Annotated in this window: 17 protein-coding genes; 7 read left to right on the forward strand and 10 right to left on the reverse strand. The window is 63.9% G+C overall.

The features are described from left to right. Positions 1 to 15: 15 nt before the first annotated feature. Complete coding sequence (locus NKH80_RS20280; protein ID WP_352649545.1) at positions 16 to 321, reverse strand: DUF2849 domain-containing protein; 306 nt, start codon at positions 319 to 321, stop codon at positions 16 to 18. After that, positions 318 to 1,769, reverse strand: a complete 1,452-nt coding sequence (cysG, locus tag NKH80_RS20285) for a siroheme synthase CysG (RefSeq protein ID WP_352993140.1) — start codon at positions 1,767 to 1,769, stop codon at positions 318 to 320. Before cysG ends, NKH80_RS20280 begins: the two co-directional genes overlap by 4 nt. 437 nt (positions 1,770 to 2,206) lie before the next feature. Here cysG and NKH80_RS20290 point away from each other — a divergent pair, with 437 nt between their 5' ends. Beyond that, complete coding sequence (locus NKH80_RS20290; protein ID WP_352649543.1) at positions 2,207 to 2,656, forward strand: baeRF12 domain-containing protein; 450 nt, start codon at positions 2,207 to 2,209, stop codon at positions 2,654 to 2,656. Between the two features lie 179 nt (positions 2,657 to 2,835). Here NKH80_RS20290 and NKH80_RS20295 read toward each other — a convergent pair whose 3' ends face one another. The 5 genes from NKH80_RS20295 to NKH80_RS20315 form a co-directional block, all read right to left on the reverse strand. Then, entirely contained in the window at positions 2,836 to 3,588 is a 753-nt protein-coding gene (locus NKH80_RS20295; RefSeq protein ID WP_254816795.1) for an SDR family NAD(P)-dependent oxidoreductase, read from the reverse strand. A gap of 61 nt (positions 3,589 to 3,649) precedes the next feature. Then, a complete protein-coding gene (locus tag NKH80_RS20300; RefSeq protein WP_352476390.1) occupies positions 3,650 to 5,902 on the reverse strand; it encodes a transglycosylase domain-containing protein in 2,253 nt (750 codons plus the stop codon). A 426-nt stretch (positions 5,903 to 6,328) separates the two neighbouring features. Then, positions 6,329 to 6,580 carry a hypothetical protein gene (locus tag NKH80_RS20305; protein WP_352993142.1) on the reverse strand — a complete coding sequence of 84 codons (252 nt, stop codon included), beginning with the start codon at positions 6,578 to 6,580 and terminating at the stop codon, positions 6,329 to 6,331. 204 nt (positions 6,581 to 6,784) lie between these two features. Beyond that, the gene (locus NKH80_RS20310; RefSeq protein ID WP_023675237.1) at positions 6,785 to 7,405 is read right to left on the reverse strand and encodes a ribonuclease D; all 621 of its coding nucleotides are present in this window, start codon (positions 7,403 to 7,405) and stop codon (positions 6,785 to 6,787) included. A gap of 104 nt (positions 7,406 to 7,509) precedes the next feature. Then, on the reverse strand, positions 7,510 to 8,895 hold the full coding sequence (locus NKH80_RS20315; protein WP_352993144.1) for a M20/M25/M40 family metallo-hydrolase: 1,386 nt from the start codon (positions 8,893 to 8,895) through the stop codon (positions 7,510 to 7,512). 443 nt (positions 8,896 to 9,338) lie between these two features. Between NKH80_RS20315 and polA the strand changes: the two genes are divergently transcribed. Next, complete coding sequence (gene polA, locus NKH80_RS20320) at positions 9,339 to 12,287, forward strand: DNA polymerase I (protein ID WP_352993210.1); 2,949 nt, start codon at positions 9,339 to 9,341, stop codon at positions 12,285 to 12,287. A gap of 109 nt (positions 12,288 to 12,396) precedes the next feature. On the opposite strand, the gene NKH80_RS20325 is transcribed toward polA, so the two are convergent. Then, positions 12,397 to 12,801: a Fur family transcriptional regulator gene (locus tag NKH80_RS20325; RefSeq protein ID WP_023675234.1), complete on the reverse strand. Its 405-nt coding sequence runs from the start codon at positions 12,799 to 12,801 to the stop codon at positions 12,397 to 12,399. Positions 12,802 to 13,011: 210 nt separating this feature from the next. On the opposite strand from NKH80_RS20325, the gene NKH80_RS20330 reads away from it, so the two are divergent. From NKH80_RS20330 to NKH80_RS20340, 3 genes are all read left to right on the forward strand, one after another. After that, complete coding sequence (locus NKH80_RS20330; protein ID WP_352506622.1) at positions 13,012 to 15,213, forward strand: caspase family protein; 2,202 nt, start codon at positions 13,012 to 13,014, stop codon at positions 15,211 to 15,213. A gap of 102 nt (positions 15,214 to 15,315) precedes the next feature. Continuing rightward, complete coding sequence (locus NKH80_RS20335) at positions 15,316 to 15,696, forward strand: hypothetical protein (protein ID WP_352506623.1); 381 nt, start codon at positions 15,316 to 15,318, stop codon at positions 15,694 to 15,696. Next, positions 15,693 to 16,397 carry a DUF4760 domain-containing protein gene (locus NKH80_RS20340; RefSeq protein ID WP_352993146.1) on the forward strand — a complete coding sequence of 235 codons (705 nt, stop codon included), beginning with the start codon at positions 15,693 to 15,695 and terminating at the stop codon, positions 16,395 to 16,397. The genes NKH80_RS20335 and NKH80_RS20340 overlap by 4 nt, the downstream gene beginning before the upstream one ends. Positions 16,398 to 16,480: 83 nt before the next feature. Here NKH80_RS20340 and NKH80_RS20345 read toward each other — a convergent pair whose 3' ends face one another. Then, positions 16,481 to 17,563, reverse strand: a complete 1,083-nt coding sequence (locus NKH80_RS20345; protein WP_352506625.1) for a trypsin-like serine peptidase — start codon at positions 17,561 to 17,563, stop codon at positions 16,481 to 16,483. A gap of 391 nt (positions 17,564 to 17,954) precedes the next feature. Between NKH80_RS20345 and NKH80_RS20350 the strand changes: the two genes are divergently transcribed. Further along, positions 17,955 to 18,581, forward strand: a complete 627-nt coding sequence (locus tag NKH80_RS20350; protein ID WP_352506626.1) for a S1 family peptidase — start codon at positions 17,955 to 17,957, stop codon at positions 18,579 to 18,581. Continuing rightward, positions 18,551 to 19,042, forward strand: coding sequence for a trypsin-like serine protease (locus tag NKH80_RS20355; RefSeq protein ID WP_352506627.1), 492 nt, complete (start codon positions 18,551 to 18,553; stop codon positions 19,040 to 19,042). Before NKH80_RS20350 ends, NKH80_RS20355 begins: the two co-directional genes overlap by 31 nt. A 67-nt stretch (positions 19,043 to 19,109) precedes the next feature. Here the strand turns inward: NKH80_RS20355 and NKH80_RS20360 are convergent, their stop codons facing one another. Further along, entirely contained in the window at positions 19,110 to 19,460 is a 351-nt protein-coding gene (locus NKH80_RS20360; protein WP_352687935.1) for a hypothetical protein, read from the reverse strand. Positions 19,461 to 19,639: the final 179 nt, after the last annotated feature.

Below are 19,639 nucleotides of genomic sequence, written 5' to 3' on the forward strand. Positions count from 1 at the left end.
TCATGCTTGTGTCATCTATGCCGCGCGTGCGGCTTGCAGACGGGCTTGCTTACCCAGATCGTTGCGGGTGGTCGGGCCGGCGGCACGGATCTTTTCGCGCAACCGGACCGCTTCGACCGTGCCGTTGGCCACGGTCACGTCTATCAGGTTGACGTCGACCACTTCGTTGGCGGCGGAGGCCTTGGCGCCGATCGCCTCCAGCCGGTCCTCGGCCGCCTTGTCATGGGCGATGTCGGCATGGTCGATGGTCTCGGCCCAGCCGCCATTGGCGTACCAGACGGCTATGCCGTCGGCGAGGCGGTTCGCGGTCAGGACTTTCATTGGCTCACTCCTTGCGCGGCAGACCGGAGCACGCTTTCCTGCCTGTGTGCCGCCAGCGGCTCGGACCGTTCGAAATTGGCGCCCGCCACCGCGTCGCCGATGATGGTCATCACCGGGCCGCTGAGGTCGGCGCGCGCCTCCAGCGACGGCAGGTCGGCGAGTGTGCCGTGGAAACGACGGCGGTTGGCAAGGCTGGCATTCTCGACCACGGCGACGGCCGTATCCGGCGACAGGCCGGCTTCGATCAGCCGGCCGGCGACCTCGGCGGCGACCGAGCGGCCCATATAGACGGCGACCGTCGCGCCGGAAATGGCGAGCTTTGCCCAGTCGGGCAGCGAATTGCCCTTGAGGTCATGGCCGGTGGTGAACACCATCGACGACGACACGCCGCGCAGCGTCAGCGGCAGCTCGAAATCGGCGGCGGCGGCGAAGGCGGCGGTGACGCCCGGAACCACTTCGTAGGCGACGCCGGCATCGCGAAGCGCCGCCATCTCCTCGCCGGCCCGGCCGAACACCAGCGGGTCGCCGGACTTCAGCCGCACGACACGCTTGCCGGCGTGGCCAAGCTCGACCAGCAGCGCATTGATCTCGGCCTGGCTCTTGGAATGGCAGCCCTTGCGCTTGCCGACCGGCAGGCGCTCGGCATCGCGGCGGCCCATCGCGACGATCGCCTCCGGCACCAGCGCGTCATGGACGATCACGTCGGCTTCCATCAGCAGGCGATGGGCGCGCAGCGTCAAAAGGTCCTCGGCGCCTGGACCGGCGCCTACAAGCGCGATATGGCCCGATGCCGGTTCTTTCGAAAGCAGCAGGCCGACGGCCGCATCATGCGCCTGCGAAAGCTCGCCGGCGTCGACAGCGCGGGCTGGCGCGCCGCCAAAGAAATCGCTCCAGAAGCGGCGGCGGGCATTGCCCTTCGGCAGCAGTCTTTCGGCGGTGTCGCGAAACGATGCGGCGAGCGCTGCGAGCGGACCGAGCGACGGCGACAGCATGCGGTCGATGCGGCTGCGCAGCATCTGCGCCAGCACCGGGCCGGCACCTTCCGTGCCGATGGCAATGGCGACCGGCGCGCGGTTGACCAGTGCCGGCGTGAAGAAATCGCATACGTCCGGCCGGTCGACGGCATTGACCGGAATGCCCAGCCGGCGCGCATCCCCGGCAACGCGCCGGTCGAGCGCCTCGTCACCGCTGGCGGCAAACACCATCACCGCACCGTTGAGATGTGCTGCATCATAGGCGCCGGCAATGTGGGCGGCCCCCGTCTCGGCGATAAAGGCCAGCAGCTCCGGGCTTGTTTCATCGCTGACGATGCGCAGCACAGCGCTCGACTGCGCGAGCAGCCGCGCCTTGGCCAGCGCTTCCTCTGCGCCGCCGACGATGGCTATGGCTTCGCCCTCGACCCGCATGAAGACGGGAAAGGCATTGAGCTTGGGCGTGGCTTGCGGCATGACGAGCGGAATCCTGGAACCGTTTGTCAGTTCTACGCGGGGGCGCGAAAAACCAGAAGGCACCCACTCGCGCATCGCTTCGTAGCAGGCAATCTCTTTTCTGCAAGCATGAAGGCCAAGAGAAAAAAATTCCACATTCAAATGCGGAGCAGATTGAAGCTGCTGTTGCAGCCCTTGGTCCGCTGCCTTTTTAGCGGCCGGAGGAGCTAACCACAAACCAGATTTTTCTAAATTCTATCAATTTAGTAGATTAAGCCTCCGGATGCTGACCGAGCGATCGACGGCAGCCCCGCACTCTCGCCGACCCCTGTCGGAGCACCGGGTCCGAGTGCCGGAACATTCCCGCCTCGGTACGCGTTTGCCCTATGGACCCGGGCCGGTCACACCCCTGCAGCAAAGGCCCGGCGATGGGTTCGAAAATCAAAAAGGAGCGCCCCATGAGCAACGTCAGACTGAAACGCGGACTGTGGATCGTGGTGGCAGATGGCGAAAAGGCGCTGTTCCTCGAGAACCGTGGAGACGTCCAATATCCCGACCTTCAAGTCGTGCACGAGATGGAGCAGGAAAATCCGGCAACCCGAGAACAAGGCACGGACCGCCCCGGCCGCTACAGCGACGGCCCTTCCGTCCACCGCAGTGCGGTCGAGGACACCGACTGGCACCGTCTCGGCAAGGAGCGTTTTGCCGAAGAGATTGCCGACAGGCTCTACAAGCTCGCGCATCGCGGCACATTCAAGGAGATCGTGCTGATCGCGCCGCCGCCGGTGCTGGGCGACATGCGCAGGAAACTGCACAAGGAGGTCACCGACAAGTTAACGGCCGAAATTCCAAAGACGCTGACCAACCACAGCATACCCGATATCGAGAGCCTGCTGCAGGCGAGCTGATCGGGCATCGGCGGCGTGCAATTTCCTTACTAATCCCAGGCTGGAGCAGGTCCTCCCGTGAAGGATGGGGAGAGGGGGTCGCAAGCGCTGGGGTTCCCCCTTCTCCCCGTTCTTCACGGGGGAAGGTGCCCGGCCGGCGGGATGAGGGGCAGCGCCGACAATTGACAAAACTCAGCCGCTCAAACGTGCTGGCCGCCGTTGATGTGAATTTCCGAGCCGGTCACGTAGGACGCCTGCTGCGAGCACAGGAAGAAAATGATGTCGGCAACTTCCGCCGTGGTGCCCAGCCGCCTCAGCGGGATCGTCTCGACGATTTTTTCTGTGCCCGGCGACAGGATCGCCGTATCGATCTCGCCCGGCGCAATCGCATTGACGCGGATGCCGTGCGGGCCGAAATCATGCGCCATTTCGCGGGTCAGCGAGCCGAGCGCCGCCTTCGATGTCGCATAGGCGGTGCCGGCGAAAGGATGCACGCGGGTGCCGGCGATCGAGGTGACGTTGACGATCGAGCCCTTGGCCGATGCCAGTTCCTTGAACAATCCCCGCGCCAGCATGATCGGGGCGAAGAAATTCACCTGGAAGACGTCGCGCCAGACATGCATCGGCGTGTCGATCGAGTTCATGCGGCTGTTGCCGTCCTTGAGCTTCGGCGAGATGCCGGCATTGTTGACCAGCGCATGCAGCTGGCCGCCATGTGCTTCCAGGCGGTGGCGAATCTCGGAGATCGCGATGCCGACATCCTCCTGGTCGGCGAGATCGACCTTGATATGGTCTTCCGGGCCGGCCGGCCACGGGCAGTCCTCGGCAAAGGCCTGGCGCGAGCAGGTGATGACGCGCCAGCCTTCGCGTGAAAAGCGCTTGACCGTGGCATGGCCGATGCCGCGGCTGGCGCCGGTCAGCACGATCGTCTTTCTGGTGTCGAGTTCAGCCATGTCGCTTGTCTCCAGGCGGACATGTAGCGGAACACGGTCGCGGTTGCGAGGGGGATCAGCCTCAGCCGCCCGTCAGAATATCCAATATCGAGGTCTGCCGCTTCTTGACCGGGCCGCCGACTTCGCCGGGCGGCACCGGGTGCTTGATCGATGCGGTGGCGCTGTCGACGCCCGGCATGGCCAGGCCGCCGGCATCGACCGTCTCGGCAGGACGCACGGGACGCGAGGCCGGCTGGGTAGCTGCTGTTGGCGGTGCCGACTGGCCCACGGAAGCGACCGGCGCCGGCGGCGCCGTGTCGGACGGTATCTCGTCCGGGACGATGGTGTCGGGCGGCGTCGACTTCCAGGTTCCAGGCAGCGGCCGCACCGGCACGCCCTCATGCGCGGCGACCATGAACTCGTGCCAGGCCTGCGCCGGCAGCGCGCCGCCGGTGACCTTCTTCATCGCGCTGCCGTCATCGTTGCCGAACCAGACGCCGGTGGTCAAATTGGCTGTATAGCCGATGAACCAGGCGTCGCGCGAATTCTGGCTGGTGCCGGTCTTGCCGGCCGCCGGCCAGGCGAACGCCGCCTTCCTGGCAGTGCCGATCTCGACCGTGCCGGTCATCATCGAGTTCATCATACCGACGACATCGGGCTTGACGACGCGCGGCGCACCGCCGCCATTGTTTTCGTAGAGCACCTTGCCGTCACTCGTCGTGACCCGGCGGATGAAATGGATGTCCGGCTTATACCCGCCATTGGCGAAGGGAACATAGGCCGAGGTCAGTTCCAGCGGCGTCACTTCCGAGGTGCCCAGCGCGATCGAGGTGTTGGCCGTCAGCTCGGACTGGATGCCCATGCGGTGCGCCGCCTCGACCACCGCATTCGGCCCGACTTCCATGGTCAGCTGCGCGGCAACCGAGTTCAGCGATTTTGCCAGCGCCGTCGCCAGCGTCACCTTGCCGAAATATTTGCCGCCGTAATTGTCGGGCGTCCAGTTGCCGATCTTGATCGGCGCGTCGTTGCGCACGCTGTCGGGCGTGCGGCCGGATTCGAGCGCCGCCATATAGACGAACGGCTTGAACGCCGAGCCCGGCTGCCGGCGCGCTTCCGAAGCACGGTCGAACTGGCTGGTCGAATAGTCGTAACCGCCGACCATCGCGCGCACCGCGCCGGAATTGTCGATCGACACCAGCGCGCCCTGGCTGACATTGAGTTTTTTGCCGCTCTGGTCGATCAGCCGGCGGATCGATTGCTCGGCGAGCTTCTGCAGCGTCAGATCGACGGTCGTGTCGACGACGATGTCGCGGCGCACGTCGCCGATCAGGTCGGGCAGTTCTTCCATGATCGTATCGGCGACGTAGTTTTCCGAGCCGGTCCAGTACGACGGCGCGCGTGTCGCCGGCGCGCTCATCGCCGTGGTCTGCTCCTTGGCGCTGATCTTGCCCTCGTCGCGCATCGCAGCGAGCACCAGCTGCGCGCGCTGCTCGGCCGCCTTCGGGTCGCGCGCCGGCGACAGCCGCGACGGCGCCTTGAGCAGGCCGGCGAGAAGTGCCGCCTCCGACAGCGTGACGTCACGCGCGCTCTTGCCGAAATAGCGGCGCGAGGCTGCTTCGACACCATAGGCGCCAGAGCCGAAATAGACCCGGTTGAGGTACATTTCGAGGATCTGGTCCTTCGTATGCTTGTGCTCCAGCCACAGCGCCAAGAGCACTTCCTGCACCTTGCGTTCCAGCGTGCGGTCCGGCGTCAGGAACAGGTTCTTGGCCAGCTGCTGGGTCAGCGTCGAGCCGCCCTGCGAAAAATGCCCGCCCAGCACATTGGTCACCATGGCCCGGGAAAGGCCGATCGGGTCGATGCCGAAATGCGAATAGAAGCGGCGGTCTTCGATGGCGATGACGGCCTCGGGAATATAGGGCGACATTTCGTGCAGGCCGACGGCCTCGCCGCCGCTCATGCCGCGATTGCCAAGCAGCTGGCCGTCGACCGAGACGATCTTGATGTTGGGGGCGCGATCGGGAATGGCCCAGGTGGTGGCCGCCGGCATTTTCGCGCCGTAATAGACGACGATGCCGGCAGTGGCGATGCCGCCCCAGATGGCCAGCACGAAGCACCAGTAGAACAGCCGGCCAAGCACGCCGAACACACCGCGCCGGCTCTTGCCGCGCCCGCCACGAGACGGCTTGGCCTTGGTCGATTTGCGCTTTGCAGCGGCTTTACGGTTGCTCGGCACGACGCGGTCCTCCTCGCTCACCGAAAAACCGGCCGAGGATCTCGCCCCTGGCGATGCCTCGAAGCTGGGCTCGATGCGGCTGTCTTTCCGGTTCGCCATGCGGTGTGCTGTCTTCCCGATGCTTATGGCTTGGGGTTGAAGACTAGATGCGGCGATTTAAGGGCGGGTTAAGTCGGGAAAAATCGAAGTCAAGTGTATTCAACCGTTTGCGGAGCAGGCGCGGCCCGCGACAGCGCCAAAGCCGGAAATGAAAAAACCCGCCTCGGCGGGCGGGTTGTTGGAGCCAATGAGCACCATAGCGAGATTAGTAGCATAGCTGCCGGCACAAAGCAAGAACAAAACACGCGTTGCCGCACAATAATCGCTCGGTTGGCGCTGCCCCTCACCCTTACCCTCTCCTCGTGAAGGACAGTGCGATGGGAAATCGCCGGCGTCGCGGCCAAGCCCCTTCTCGCCGTTCTCACGCGGAGAAGGGGCTTGGCAGGGGTTGAGGGGCAGCGCCGAGTTCGACCATTGCGACAACCCTCAGTCGTCCGTGTCCGGGTCGTCGGAGGCCGGCCGCCAGCTGATTGGCTCGATCTTCCTTTGCGTATGGCCGTCCGTATAGGCCCACCAGCCGGCATCGCTTTCGTCCCAGTCGCCGCCGGCCGCCTTCAGCCGGTCGAGCGAACGGTACTGGGCGATGCTCTCGTTCATCACGCCGTCGCTGTCCTGCCAGTAGACGGTGACCTTGGAACCGTCCTTTGGTGCCGTTTCGATCGGTTTTCGCGCAGCCATGTCAATTCCTCCCGGTGAAGCGAACGGAGGGCCGGGACAAGCGCCCTCGGTTGCTGGCCGATGGCCTTTATGAGAATTCGCTCCGGCGAGACATATGGCGTGGTTTTCGAGAACCGGAGCGCAGCGGACATTTGGGTCCGTGAGCACCGGAAGCGGAGAAAACTGCGCCAGATGGCCGCCGGAGTAGAATTATCATGAAGGCCATTAGCTGTGGGCGAAGATGTCCTCTTCATCCCAGCCCATCAGGTCGAGTTTCGCACGCGTCGGCAGGAAGCGGAAGCAGGCATCGGCCTCCCTGGTCCGGTTGTCGCGCGCCAGACGCGCGCTCAGTACGTCGCGCAGCCGGTGCAGGTAGAGCACGTCGGAGGCGGCATATTCGAGCTGCTCAGGCGACAGCGTCTCGGCTGCCCAGTCGGATGATTGCTGCGCCTTCGACAGGCCGACCCCGAGAAGCTCGAAGCAGATGTCCTTCAACCCGTGCCGGTCGGTGTAGGTGCGCGTCAGCCGCGACGCGATCTTGGTGCAGAACACCGGCTCCGGCATGACGCCGAAGGCGTTGTAGAGCACGGCAAGGTCGAAGCGGCCGTAATGAAAAAGCTTGGTAATGCTGCGGTTCTTGAGCAGGCTGACGAGGTTCGGCGCCTTCTTCTGGCCGGGCGCAATTTGGATGACGTCGGCCGAGCCGTCGCCCGGCGAGATCTGCACGACGCAGAGCCGGTCGCGATGCGGGTTCAGCCCTAGCGTCTCGGTGTCGATGGCGACCGCCCCGACATCGTAATGCAGCAGGCCGGGCAGATCGTTTTTGTGGAAACGTATGTCGCTCATCGTCTTTCTCCGGTCGCGGCCCCGTGCAGCGATGCGCGACGGACCGTGCCCGTCCTTGCCGCGATCCGGCGAAAAATCAACAAAAACTTGAGTCTGGCGCAATTTCAGCGTGTCAGCGCCTCGAGAATGCGCGCCCAGGAGCGCTGGCCCTTGTGGAAGGAGCTCATCTCGTACTTCTCGTTCGGCGAGTGGATGCGGTCGTCGTCGAGGCCGAACCCGACCAGCAGCGATTCCATACCGAGATAGGTCTGGAAATCGCCGACCACCGGGATCGACCCGCCGCCGCCGGTCACCACCGCCGGCTTCGGCCATTCGTCGGACAGCGCCTGCTTGGCCTTGGCCAGAAAGGGCGAGTCGTAGGAAAGCTGGATTGCCGGCGAGCCGCCATGCGGATGAAATTCGACCGAGCAGTCCGCTGGCACGCGCTGCCTGGCAAATGCCTGGAAGGCCGCGCGGATTTTTTCCGGATCCTGTTTGTGAACCAGCCGGAAGGAGACTTTTGCCGAGGCTTGCGCGGCGATCACCGTCTTGAAGCCCTTGCCGGTATAGCCGCCGATAATGCCGTTGAACTCGGCCGTCGGTCGCGCCCAGGTGAGCTCGAGCACCGAGCGGCCCTTTTCGCCGGACGGGATCGACAGGCCAATCGGGCCGAGGAAGGTCTCGGCCGTCTCGCCGAGCGACAGCCACGACTGCAATATCTGCGACGGCGTTTCCTCGACGCCGTCATAAAAACCTGGAATGGTGACGTGACCATCGGCATCGTGGATGTCGGCCAGGATCTTTGCCAGGATGCGGATCGGATTGGCGGCCGCACCGCCATAGAGCCCCGAATGCAGGTCGCGGTCGGCGGCAGTCACCGTGATCTCCTCGCCGACCAGCCCGCGCAGCGAGACGCAGATCGACGGCGTATCGCGGTCCCACATGCCGGTGTCGCAGACGAGCGCGAAATCGGCCTTGAGCTCGTCCGCATTCGCCTCGAGAAACGGCTTCAGCGACGGCGATCCGGACTCCTCCTCGCCCTCGAACAGGATTGTGATTCGGCACGGCAATCCGCCATGCACCTGCTTCCACGCGCGGCAGGCCTCGACGAAGGTCATCAGCTGGCCCTTGTCGTCGGCCGCGCCGCGGCCGGTGATCACCTTGTGGCCGGGCTCGATCTCCTTGACCGCCGGCGCGAACGGGTCGCTTTCCCACAGCTCGATCGGATCGACCGGCTGGACGTCGTAATGGCCATAAAACAGCAGATGCGGCGCGCCCGCCGGCCCATCGTGATGCGCGACCACCATCGGATGCCCCGGCGTGTCGCGCAAGCTGGCGTCGAAGCCGATCAGCTTGAGCTCGGCGACCAGCCATTCGGCGGCCTTGCGGCAGTCGGCGGCGTAGTCCGGATCGGTGGAGATCGACTTGATGGCGAGCAGGCCGAACAGGCGTTCCAGGCTCTGGTCGAAGTTCTTGTCTAGGCGGTCGAGAACAGGGGAAACTGCGGACATCTGGCGGGCCTTTCGATTCTGGCGGCAAATCTAGAGCCCATGCGGCGAAACGGAAAGCCCGCGACCGTTGGGCCACAGCTTCCCGTCCAACGGCAAAAAAATGCCGCCGTGGTGGAGGGGAACCACGGCGGCCTTTACTCGAAACGATGCGGCAGCCCGGAGAGGGGGGATAGGCTGCCGCAAGTGTCCGGGATAGGCGGGGGACGGGCCTTGCTCCGGACTTCGGCGAAAATTGCCGATGCCGTTTATCTGTGTCTGCGAACGTGGCGATTCAAGGGCACAAAAATTACACTTTTGTAACATAGGCGTGAGCGAACAAAGCTGCGGCCAGGCCGGCAGGGCCGGCCAAGCTCGCACGCCATTTGTCAGGGTGTTGCCGGAACCCTTGGCGGAAGCCGCCTTTGGCATGGACCGCGGCGCTGCGCCGCGCTATCCCTCGTGGCATGAAAAAAGGCGATCATCTCTTCCTTGTCGACGGCTCCGGCTACATCTTCCGTGCCTATCACGCGCTGCCGCCGCTGTCCCGCAAGTCCGACGGGCTGCCGACCAGTGCCGTGCTCGGCTTCTGCAACATGGTCTGGAAGCTGACGCAGGACGCCCGCAACACCGATGTCGGCATCGTGCCGACGCATTTCGCCGTGATTTTCGACTATTCGTCGAAGACCTTCCGCAACGACCTCTACCCCGAATACAAGGCCAACCGCTCGGCGCCGCCGGAAGATTTGATCCCGCAATTCGGCCTGATCCGCCAGGCGACCAGGGCATTCAACCTGCCATGCCTTGAGACGGAAGGCTACGAGGCCGACGATTTGATCGCCACCTATTGCCGGCTTGCCTGCGAAGCCGGCGCCGACACCACCATCATCTCCTCCGACAAGGACCTGATGCAGCTGGTCGGCCCGACGGTTGCCATGTACGACCCGATGAAGGACCGCCAGATAGGCGTTTCCGAGGTGATCGAGAAATGGGGCGTGCCGCCGGAGAAGATGATCGACCTGCAGGCGCTGACCGGCGATTCGGTCGACAATGTGCCGGGCGTACCCGGCATCGGGCCAAAGACGGCGGCGCAATTGCTCGAACAGTTCGGCGACCTCGACACGCTGCTCGCCCGCGCCGGCGAGATCAAGCAGGACAAGCGGCGCGAATCGATCATCGCCAATGCCGACAAGGCGCGCATTTCGCGTGACCTGGTGAGGCTGAAGAACGACGTGCCGGTGACCGAAGGGCTTGACGAGTTCGTGTTGCATGCGCCGGACGGCCCCAGGCTGATCGGCTTTCTCAAGACCATGGAATTCTCGACGCTGACCCGCCGCGTGGCCGAAGCGACCGGAACCGACGCGGGCGATGTTCCAGCCACCCCCGTCACCATAGAGCGTGCCGATACCGCGCATGGCCCCGATATGGGTTTTGGCCTGCCCGCGGCCGCCGAAAGCCCACCGCCGCCGGACGAAGCGGCGCTCGAAGCCCCGGCTGCAGCCAAGCAAGGCGACACCCCATCCCTGCTTTCGGCGCTTCGCCTGGAGGCTGCCATCACCCGCAAGATCGACACCAGCGCCTACGCCTGCATCCGCGACGCCGCGACGCTGAAGGTCTGGATCGCCGAGGCGATGGAGAGAGGCATCGTCGCCTTCGACGTTAAGGCCTCCTCGCCCGATCCGATGCGGGCCGAACTGATCGGCCTTGCCATGGCCGTCGCGCCTGGCCATGCCGCCTATGTGCCGCTTGCCCATAAAAACGGCAATGGCGACCTGCTCGGCGGCGGCGCGGTCGAAAACCAGATCCCGGTCCGCGATGCGCTGGCGTTGCTCAAGCCGCTGCTCGAGGACAAATCCGTCCTCAAGATCGTGCACGACATGAAATACCGCCTAGTCGTGATGAGCCGTCACGGCATCGAGATAGGCCCCTATGACGACACCATGCTGATCTCCTACGTGCTCGAGGCCGGCACCCACGGCGGCCACGGCCTGGAGGCGCTGGCCGATAAATGGCTCGGCCACGCGACCATTCCGCTGAAGGAACTGGCCGGTTCGGGAAGAAGCTTCGTCGGCCTCGATCAGGCCGACCTCGGCAAGGCGACGGCTTACGGCGCCGAGCACGCCGACGTCGCGCTCAGGCTCTGGCAGGTGCTGAAGCCACGGCTTGCCGCCAAGGGCCTGGTCTCGGTCTATGAACGGCTGGAACGGCCGCTGGTGCCGGTCTTGGCGCGGATGGAACAGCGCGGCATCTCCGTCGACCGGCAGATTCTGTCGCGGCTCTCCGGCGAACTGGCACAGGGTGCCGCACGGCTCGAGGACGAAATCTACCAGCTGGTCGGCGAACGCATCAACATCGGCTCGCCAAAACAGCTCGGCGACATCCTGTTCGGCAGGATGGGCCTGCCCGGCGGTTCTAAAACCAAGACCGGCCAGTGGTCGACCTCGGCGCAGCTTCTCGAAGACCTCGCCGCCGAAGGCCATGAATTGCCGCGCAAGATCGTCGACTGGCGCCAGCTGACCAAGCTGAAATCGACCTATACCGATGCGCTGCCCGGCTTCATCCATCCCGACACCAAGCGCGTCCACACCTCCTACGCGCTTGCCGCGACGACGACCGGGCGGCTTTCGTCCTCGGATCCCAATCTGCAGAACATTCCGGTGCGCACCGTCGAGGGCCGAAAGATCAGGACGGCCTTCATTGCCGAAAAGGGCAACAAGCTGGTTTCCGCCGACTACAGCCAGATCGAGCTGCGCGTGCTCGCCCACGTCGCCGAAATCCCGCAGCTCAAGCAGGCCTTCGCCGACGGCGCCGACATCCACGCGATCACCGCGTCTGAAATGTTCAACGTGCCGGTCGAGGGCATGCCTTCGGAAGTGCGCCGCCGTGCCAAGGCGATCAATTTCGGCATCATCTACGGCATTTCCGCTTTTGGCCTCGCCAACCAGCTGTCGATCGCGCGCGAGGAAGCCGGCGACTACATCAAGAAATATTTCGAGCGTTTCCCCGGCATCCGCGACTATATCGATGCGACCAAGGCCTATGCCCGCGAGCACGGCTATGTCGAAACCATTTTCGGCCGCCGCATCCACTATCCGGAAATCAGATCGTCAAATCCTTCGATCCGCGCCTTCAACGAGCGCGCCTCGATCAACGCCCGCCTGCAGGGAACCGCCGCCGACATCATCCGCCGCGCCATGATCCGCATGGACGAGGCGCTGGAAAAGGCCAGGCTTTCTGCCCGCATGCTGCTGCAGGTGCATGACGAACTGGTTTTCGAGACCGTCGAAGCCGAGGTCGAGGCGACGATCCCGGTCGTCTGCCACGTCATGGAGAACGCCGCCATGCCGGCGGTGTCGATGTCGGTGCCGCTGCACGTCGACGCCCGCGCCGCCGACAACTGGGAAGAGGCGCATTAGCGTGCGGACGTCCGCGGCCGACCAATTGTAATCTGTAGCGATCTTTCGCGCCCCCTCTGTCCTGCCGACATCAAAAGGTCGCCACCGCTATGTTGCGGCCTAACCGGCCTCAAGCCGCCTCGGCCAAGCACTTCGCACATGTCCCACGAAACTCGATCACCGCCTTCTTGGCGGCGAAGCCGGTCGAGCGCACCCATTCGTCGAGCCGGTGGCCGACATCATGGTCGGAGAACTCGGTCACCTGGCCGCAGGTGTCGCAGATGGCAAACGCCGTCATCGAATGGCTGTGGTCGTGCGGCTCGGCACAGGCGACGAAAGAATTGAGGCTTTCGAGCCTGTGCACGAAGCCGGACTTCACCAGCGTGTCGAGCGCCCGATAGACCTGCAGCGGCGCGCGAAAACCGCGCTCGCGCAATTGGTCGAGCAACGTATAGGCGCTGAGCGGCCCGCTGGCGGCCTCGAGTTTCTCGAGAACGCAAAGCTGGTTCTTCGTCAGTACATCCCTTGCCGCCATGATCCCGTTCCAAGCCGCTTCCGTGCCGATCGCTGCCATTAGGCATGCAATCCGGCCTCTTCCACTGAGATAGCGACGAACTGCCTTTTTTGCTACTGTTTGTATTCGCAGCCGATGGTCGGCTGGCCGGCGACGCCCATATTCAAAATACTGACATCCTCGGCCAGGCTGGCCGTGCTTGAAGATTCGATCGGGCTTGGGGAAGCAATCATGATCAAGGTGACGCGGCGGACGCTGCTTGCCGGCACGTCCGCGCTGGCCGCTGCCGGCCTGGTGCCGTTTCGGGCATTCGCAGCGGCGCGCACCTACCATGCGCTGCTTGTTGCCTGCACCGATTATCCGAACCTGCCGAAGAAGAACTGGCTGATCGGACCGAAGAACGATGCCGGCCTGGTGCGCGATTACCTCCTGAAGTACACGCCCGCGCCGGTGAAGTTTTCAGCCGAAAACGTCGCGCTGCTCGCCAAGGATGTCGAAGGCGCCAACGGACCGCCGACACATGCGGCGATCAAGGCAGCACTCGCCGACCTTGCCGCCAGGGTCCAGCGTGACGATTTCGTCTACCTGCATTTGTCCGGTCACGGCGCGCAGCAGCCGGCGGCGAACAAGGGCGACGAGACGGACGGCCTCGACGAGATTTTCTTGCCGTCCGACATCGACAAATGGGTCAACCGCGAAACGGGCGTGCCCAATGCGCTGGTCGACAACGAGATCGGCACCGCGCTCGACGCTATCCGCGACAAGGGCGCCTTTATCTGGGCCGTATTCGACTGCTGCCATTCCGGCACTGCGACGCGCGCCGCCGAGGTCGACGACGAGCTGGAACGCAAGGTCGAGTTCGCCGATCTGGTCGGCGGCGACGACGCTGCCAGGGCGGCTGCGGTGAAAGCCTATGACGAGATTGCGTCGGCCGCGCCGCGCGGCTTTGACGAGGACGGGCAGCGCAAGCCGGCCTTCAAGCTGACGCCGACCGGCGCCGAGCCGACCACCAAAGGCAAATTGGTCGCCTTCTACGCGGCGCAGACGGTGGAGACGACGCCCGAGATGCCGCTGCCCAAGGGCACGGCCGATGCGCCTCGATTCGGGCTGTTCACCTTCACCATCCTGTCGAAACTGGCCGAGAATCCCAACATCACCTACCGCCAGCTCGGCCAGGCCGTGCTGCAGCAATATTCGGCGGACGGCCGCACCCGGCCGACGCCGCTGTTCGAAGGGGAACTCGACGCCCGCGTCTTCGGCACCGACAAGACAGACGCGGTCATGCAATGGCCGATCGTCATCGAGAACGACAAAGCCACGATCGGCGCCGGACTGCTGCATCGCCTCACCCCAGGCAGCAGGCTCGCAATATTGCCCTCGGCGCTGTCGCCGCTGTCGAACGCGCTTGGCTATCTCCAGGTGCAGTCGGCGAAAAACCTGGAAAGCCGGGTCAAGCCGGTCGAGTTCGGCGGCAAGCCGGCGATCAAGCTGGCCGACATCCCCGCCAATGCCTATGCCCGGCTCGCCGAGCTCGCCGTCGACTACAAGCTCGTGATTGCGCGGCCGGCGGCGACCAAAGGCCTCGAGAAAGAGGCCGCGCTGGCGAACTCGGTTCTCGACGATCTGGCGGCCAGGGAGAACTCAGGGTTCCACATCGCGCTGGTCGAGCCGGGCAAGAGCGCAGATCTGCGTCTCGCCGTGCTGCGCGAGAACGCCATTGCCGGCGCCGCCGAAGATGCCACCGACGCGCCGGCGCTGTGGTTCCTGCCGGCTTCGGGCGACATGACGCTCAAGGAGGGCAGCAAGCCGCCGATGATCGTCATTCATCCGGACGACCGCGAAAAGTTGGTCGATGCAGCGGCCAAGAACCTGACGAAAATCTTCCGCGCCATCGGCCTGTCGAGGCTGGCCGCCGCTTCCGATTATCGGCCGGAAGAGGTCAGCGTCGAGTTCCGGATCAAGCGTTTTGATAGCGACACGCTGCAGCCGATCGAACCGTCGACGGTGCCGCGTGTTTCGCCCGACGATCAGGTCCACGTGCTGGCCAGGAACGGTTCGACCGATCTGGTCGACATCAACGTGCTCTATGTCGGCTCCGACTATTCCATCCAGCATTTTCTTGCCGAGCGCCTGACCGAAGGCGCCGTGCTCGAGGAAGGCCTGTTCAAATTCACCGACACCAGCTTCGGCATGGAGCGGATGATCGCCGTCTTGACCGAAGCACCGCCGCAGAGCGAGAAGCAGGATCTGAGTTTCCTGGCGCAAGAGGGCGTTGTCTCTGTAACGCGCGGACTTGGACAACCAAACTTCTCCGATATGCTGGCCGATATCGGCAGGGCGCCGGCGACGCGTTCGGCCATGCGGCTCACCGACGACAAGGGGTCGAAGGGCGCCGTGATGATCTTCCCGATGGAGACGGTGCCGCGCGCCTGAGGCGGGGTCAGGTGCCCGGCCGGGCCTCTTGCCTAATCGGCTGATAATGAACATTCTTCGACCGCTGCTGTCGGCGGCCGAACGGAACGGATGAGGGCGTTCGTGAACAGGATCGTATTTTCGTGGCGCGCAACAACCGCCGGTCTTGTCGCCGGGCTGCTGCTGGCCGCCAATGCTTCGGCGGACGAGGCTTGCGGCCTTTGCGCTAAGGAGGTCGTCATCAATTCCGAACTGGCGAGCTGCTTTCTCGACCAGTACGACCAGATCGCCAAAACCGGCAACGCCGCCGTCATCGTCGATCTCAGCAGCTGCACCTCACGCGGCGTGGTCGAACCATTGCCGTCGCCGGGCAAGGCGCAGGTGGCGCCTGACGTGCAGTTCATCGTTTCGCGGGCGCAGCTGGATTGCCTGAAGAAGAAGCTGGAGACGCCGGGCATCGTGCTCGACCCGTCCGCCACCATAGACCTGGACAGCTGCGGATGACGAAAGCGGGGGGCAACGCAACGCAGCAGGCAGTGACGGCGCCGGTGCCGCAAAAGAAGCCGGTGTCGCTGCCGGAAACCGTCGAAGGCCTGCCGTGGGTGAGCAATCACGAGGTCAAGAAGGAGGCGAACCCATTCACCGATCGCGACTGGCGCATGCTCGTCTATGCCTGGTCCGGATTGCTGGTGCGCCTGGCGATCATCTTCACCCTGATCTTTTCGGTCTACCAGTTCCTGGCGAACCAGGAGCAGAAGCGCGTCGAGCAAACGATGTCGCTGGTCGAGCTCTGGGAAAGCAAGGATTACCAGCAGGCGCAACGGGCCCTCAAGCAACGCCTGGCGGCGCTCAACGCCAAATACGGCAATCTGCTCAGTGCCAATCCGACGCCGACCGAGGAACAGGTGTTCAGACAACGCATCGGCATCGAAGCGATGAGCGCAACCGGCGGCGACATGCCGCTTGCCGAGTTCAGCGACAATTTCGACCGCATCGTCTATTTCCTCAACCGCCTTTCCTCCTGCGTCGAAGGCGGGCTGTGCTCGCGTGAGGTCGCCGAGTCCTATTTCCGCGACTATGCCGCTTCCTTCTGGAGCTATTTTGCCGGCTATATCGACAAGGAGCGCAAGGCCGGTTCACCGACTTTCGCCCAGCCGATCGAGAACTATGTCCGCCAGGCGCCACCCTCGGCCCAGTCCAGATAATCCCGAAAAATGCGAAGCCGGCGACGGAAATGCTCCGCCGCCGGCTAGTTCTCCGCGATGATCGCGGCGGGAACTCTGCAGGCCTATTTGTACAGGCTGTTGATCCACTGGACGTTGATGGCGTTCAGACGCACGGCGGTGTTGGCATCCGGGCTCTCGGCCACGTTCACGCCGGTGATGACGCGCTGCTTTGAGCCATTGTCATAAGCGTAGACCGAGCTGCCGCTCGATCCCGGATAAGTGTCGCAGTCGTACTGGAAATACTCGGTGGCGATGTGTTCGGCGAGCACTTCGCAGGTCGCCTTCCACATCGTGCCCATCGGCTTGTCGCCGGGATAGCCGACGATGTTGGCGGTGAAGTCGCCGAGATCCACATAATCGGCATAGCCCAGCCAGCCGAGGTTGGTGCCGACATCCTGCTTCAAGGTGACGATGCCGAGATCCCATGGCACGACCGAGCCGTAAAAGCCCTGATAATTGTCGATGAAGCCCTGGACGATATAGGCGCTTTCATAGGTGAAGGCGCCGAACGGTGCGTCGTCGGCAGTCTTGCCGTTGAGAGCCGGCACGAACAGGATATCGTCCAGCCAGGCCTTGTCTTCGTGGCTGTAGAGGCAGTGCGCCGCGGTGAGCACCGTGCGCGGGCCGATCAGCGTCGCCGAGCAGCTGCCATAGCTGCCGCTCTTCGATTTGCCTTCGAGGTAGCCGATCGCGGTGAACGGGTAGGTTTTGGTATTCTTGATCTGCTCCCGGTCGTCCGTCCCGAACACCTGGCGGCCGGCCTCTTCGCCTCCGCTCAGCCCGGAATTCTGGGACTTCTGTCCCTCGGCGGGCGCGTTCATTTCCTTGATGACAAGGTCCTTCAGCGTCTCGTTCGGATCGATCTTGATGTCCTTGCCATCGGCGGAGCGGCCGACGATGCCATAGGATTTGACGGCCGTTGCTTCGTCGGTGAGCGGCGCGGCGCGGTTGGCCTCGTCCTCGGTCAGTTTCGGCGGGGCGATCGGTTTCGCCCGGCCAGGCTTGTAATCGCCCGATGTCACGTCACGCATGCTTTCGCCGTTGCCGGCGTTGGCGGAACCTGGCTCGGCAGCCAAGGCAGGAACCGCCCACATTGCGGTGGAAAGCAACGCGGACGCAATAATGCACTGTGTCAGTTTTGTCATGGTGAGACTCTCCCAAAAGTCAGCAAGGACTGGATCAAGATATAGAAATATTGTCGAGATCGTGGTGGCGCCGAAAAATGAATTTGGTTGCCGGCGCCTTTACCGGGCCATTATTCAGTGCAGCCAGTTTAGGTCCCGCCAAAAATGCCCGCAACGGTATACTGCCTAAAATAATCCAACATTGGCAACGACAAATTGCTTCCACATAGCCCGTGGGGGATTATAGATTTGGGCGGGTTTGGCTCGACACCACGATTTAGCAAAAGTGGTACTCGGTTTTTTGACGGATCACGCTCCACATCGGCGCATGATCGGCTCACCGGCCGGTTCCCCTTTCAGTGGATCACGCGTCGAGGCTGATCTGTCGGAACATCGTCTCAGGGGGTTCGAGGTGAAGATCATCCATAGGTTCAGACCGATTGCTGCAGCCTCGCTGCTTGCCATCGCGGCGGCCTTGCCGGTCGTCAATTCCGTTCATGCCACGGACGCGGCCGCCCGGCCGGAGGCGGCGATCTCGCCGATGAAACGCGTGGCCGAGGCCAGGGCAAAAGCCAAGGCGGAGAACCCCGACGGCACCGATCGCGTCTACGGCGGCAAAGAGGCCGAGAAGGGCGCCTATCCGTTCCAGGTGGCGTTGCTGACCACCGGCAAACTGGACGAAAGTCCGGCCTCGCAGGCGAATGCGCAGTTCTGCGGCGGCAGCCTGATCGCGCCGCAATGGGTGCTGACGGCGGCGCACTGCCTCAACGACGACGGCGAGCCGATTTCGCCTGATGTGGTCACCGTGCTCACCGGCGCCACCGATCTCAGCGAGGGCAAGCGCTACAAGGCGGTAGAGATCATCGTCAACGAGGGCTACAGCGAGCAGACGCTGGACAACGATCTCGGCCTGATCCGGCTGGCCGAGCCGGCCGATGCCCCGACCATCAAGATTGCCCGTGAGCCGACCCCCGACGCCGGCAAGACCACGGTCACCGGCGGGGCAAGATGCAGGACGGAACATTTCCCACCGCGCTGATGGTTGCCGACTTGGACCTCCAGCCGAACGCAACCTGCAACAACGGCATCAGGGCGATTTATGCGCGTGATTTGAAGGCTGCGCTCGGCGAGCTCGCCCGCCGCATGCGTTACTCGGAAAGGGGCATCGAGGCGGCCGCCAATGCAATTGCTGCTGATATGGCCGATCCGCTGACCGGCAACATGATCTGCGCCGGCACCGTCAGCGGCGAGCGCGACGCCTGCAATGGCGACAGCGGCGGACCGCTGTTCATGACCGGCGCCGATGGTCCGGTGCAGGTTGGCGTCGTCAGCTGGGGCGAAGGTCCGGCCGACGGCAGCACCGCCTGCGGCCACAAGAACGCCTACGGCATCTACACGCGGCTGGCGAATTACACCGGCTGGATCGAGGAGAAGATGAAGACGGCAGCGCCTGCAGCGCCCAAAGCCCTCGGCACGGCGCAGAAGCCCGCCACGCCCTGACCGGTGTCATTTGCTGAATGACGGCGGGAGCAATCCCGCCGTTTCTGCCCGGAACCTTAGGTTGGGACTAGAACCAGCGATCGCGGCGCTGGTCTGTGGCGGCCAAGGCGAGGCCCAGTAGCGCCCCTACGGCCGCTCCGAGTATGAATGCGGACGATACCGTGCCGGGATTCTCCTGGACGACCCCGGAAACCGTCTGCGCCCTGTTGCGCAGGGCTTGTGCCGTCCGCGAGGCGCGCTCGGCAGCGCTGTCATACCAGTCGCCGGCGTCTTCGATCGCCTCTTCCGCGCGTTCGGCCAAGGTCCGATTGATCTTGCTTATCTCGCGCTTCAGCTGCGCGACCTGCTTTTCCAGGGCTTCCTGAGCTTCACGTTGAGTCATCTTCGGTGTTGCGGATTCGTTCGGTTCGTCGGCCATGGTAATCTCCTTTGCTCAGGTTCGGCTCAACGGCCGGCCCGCTATCTAGGTTCCTCCGCAAAACGCATCTGTCCGGTGTTTGTTCGATGAGAGACCGGGTTTTGTCCGGCAGTGTGCGAAATCGGCCTGAACATAGGATCGTTCCGGCGCTCCCCGCGTTGGTGAAAACGCCACAAGGG

Source organism: Mesorhizobium sp. M0904, assembly GCF_040319475.1.
Classification (GTDB): domain Bacteria; phylum Pseudomonadota; class Alphaproteobacteria; order Rhizobiales; family Rhizobiaceae; genus Mesorhizobium.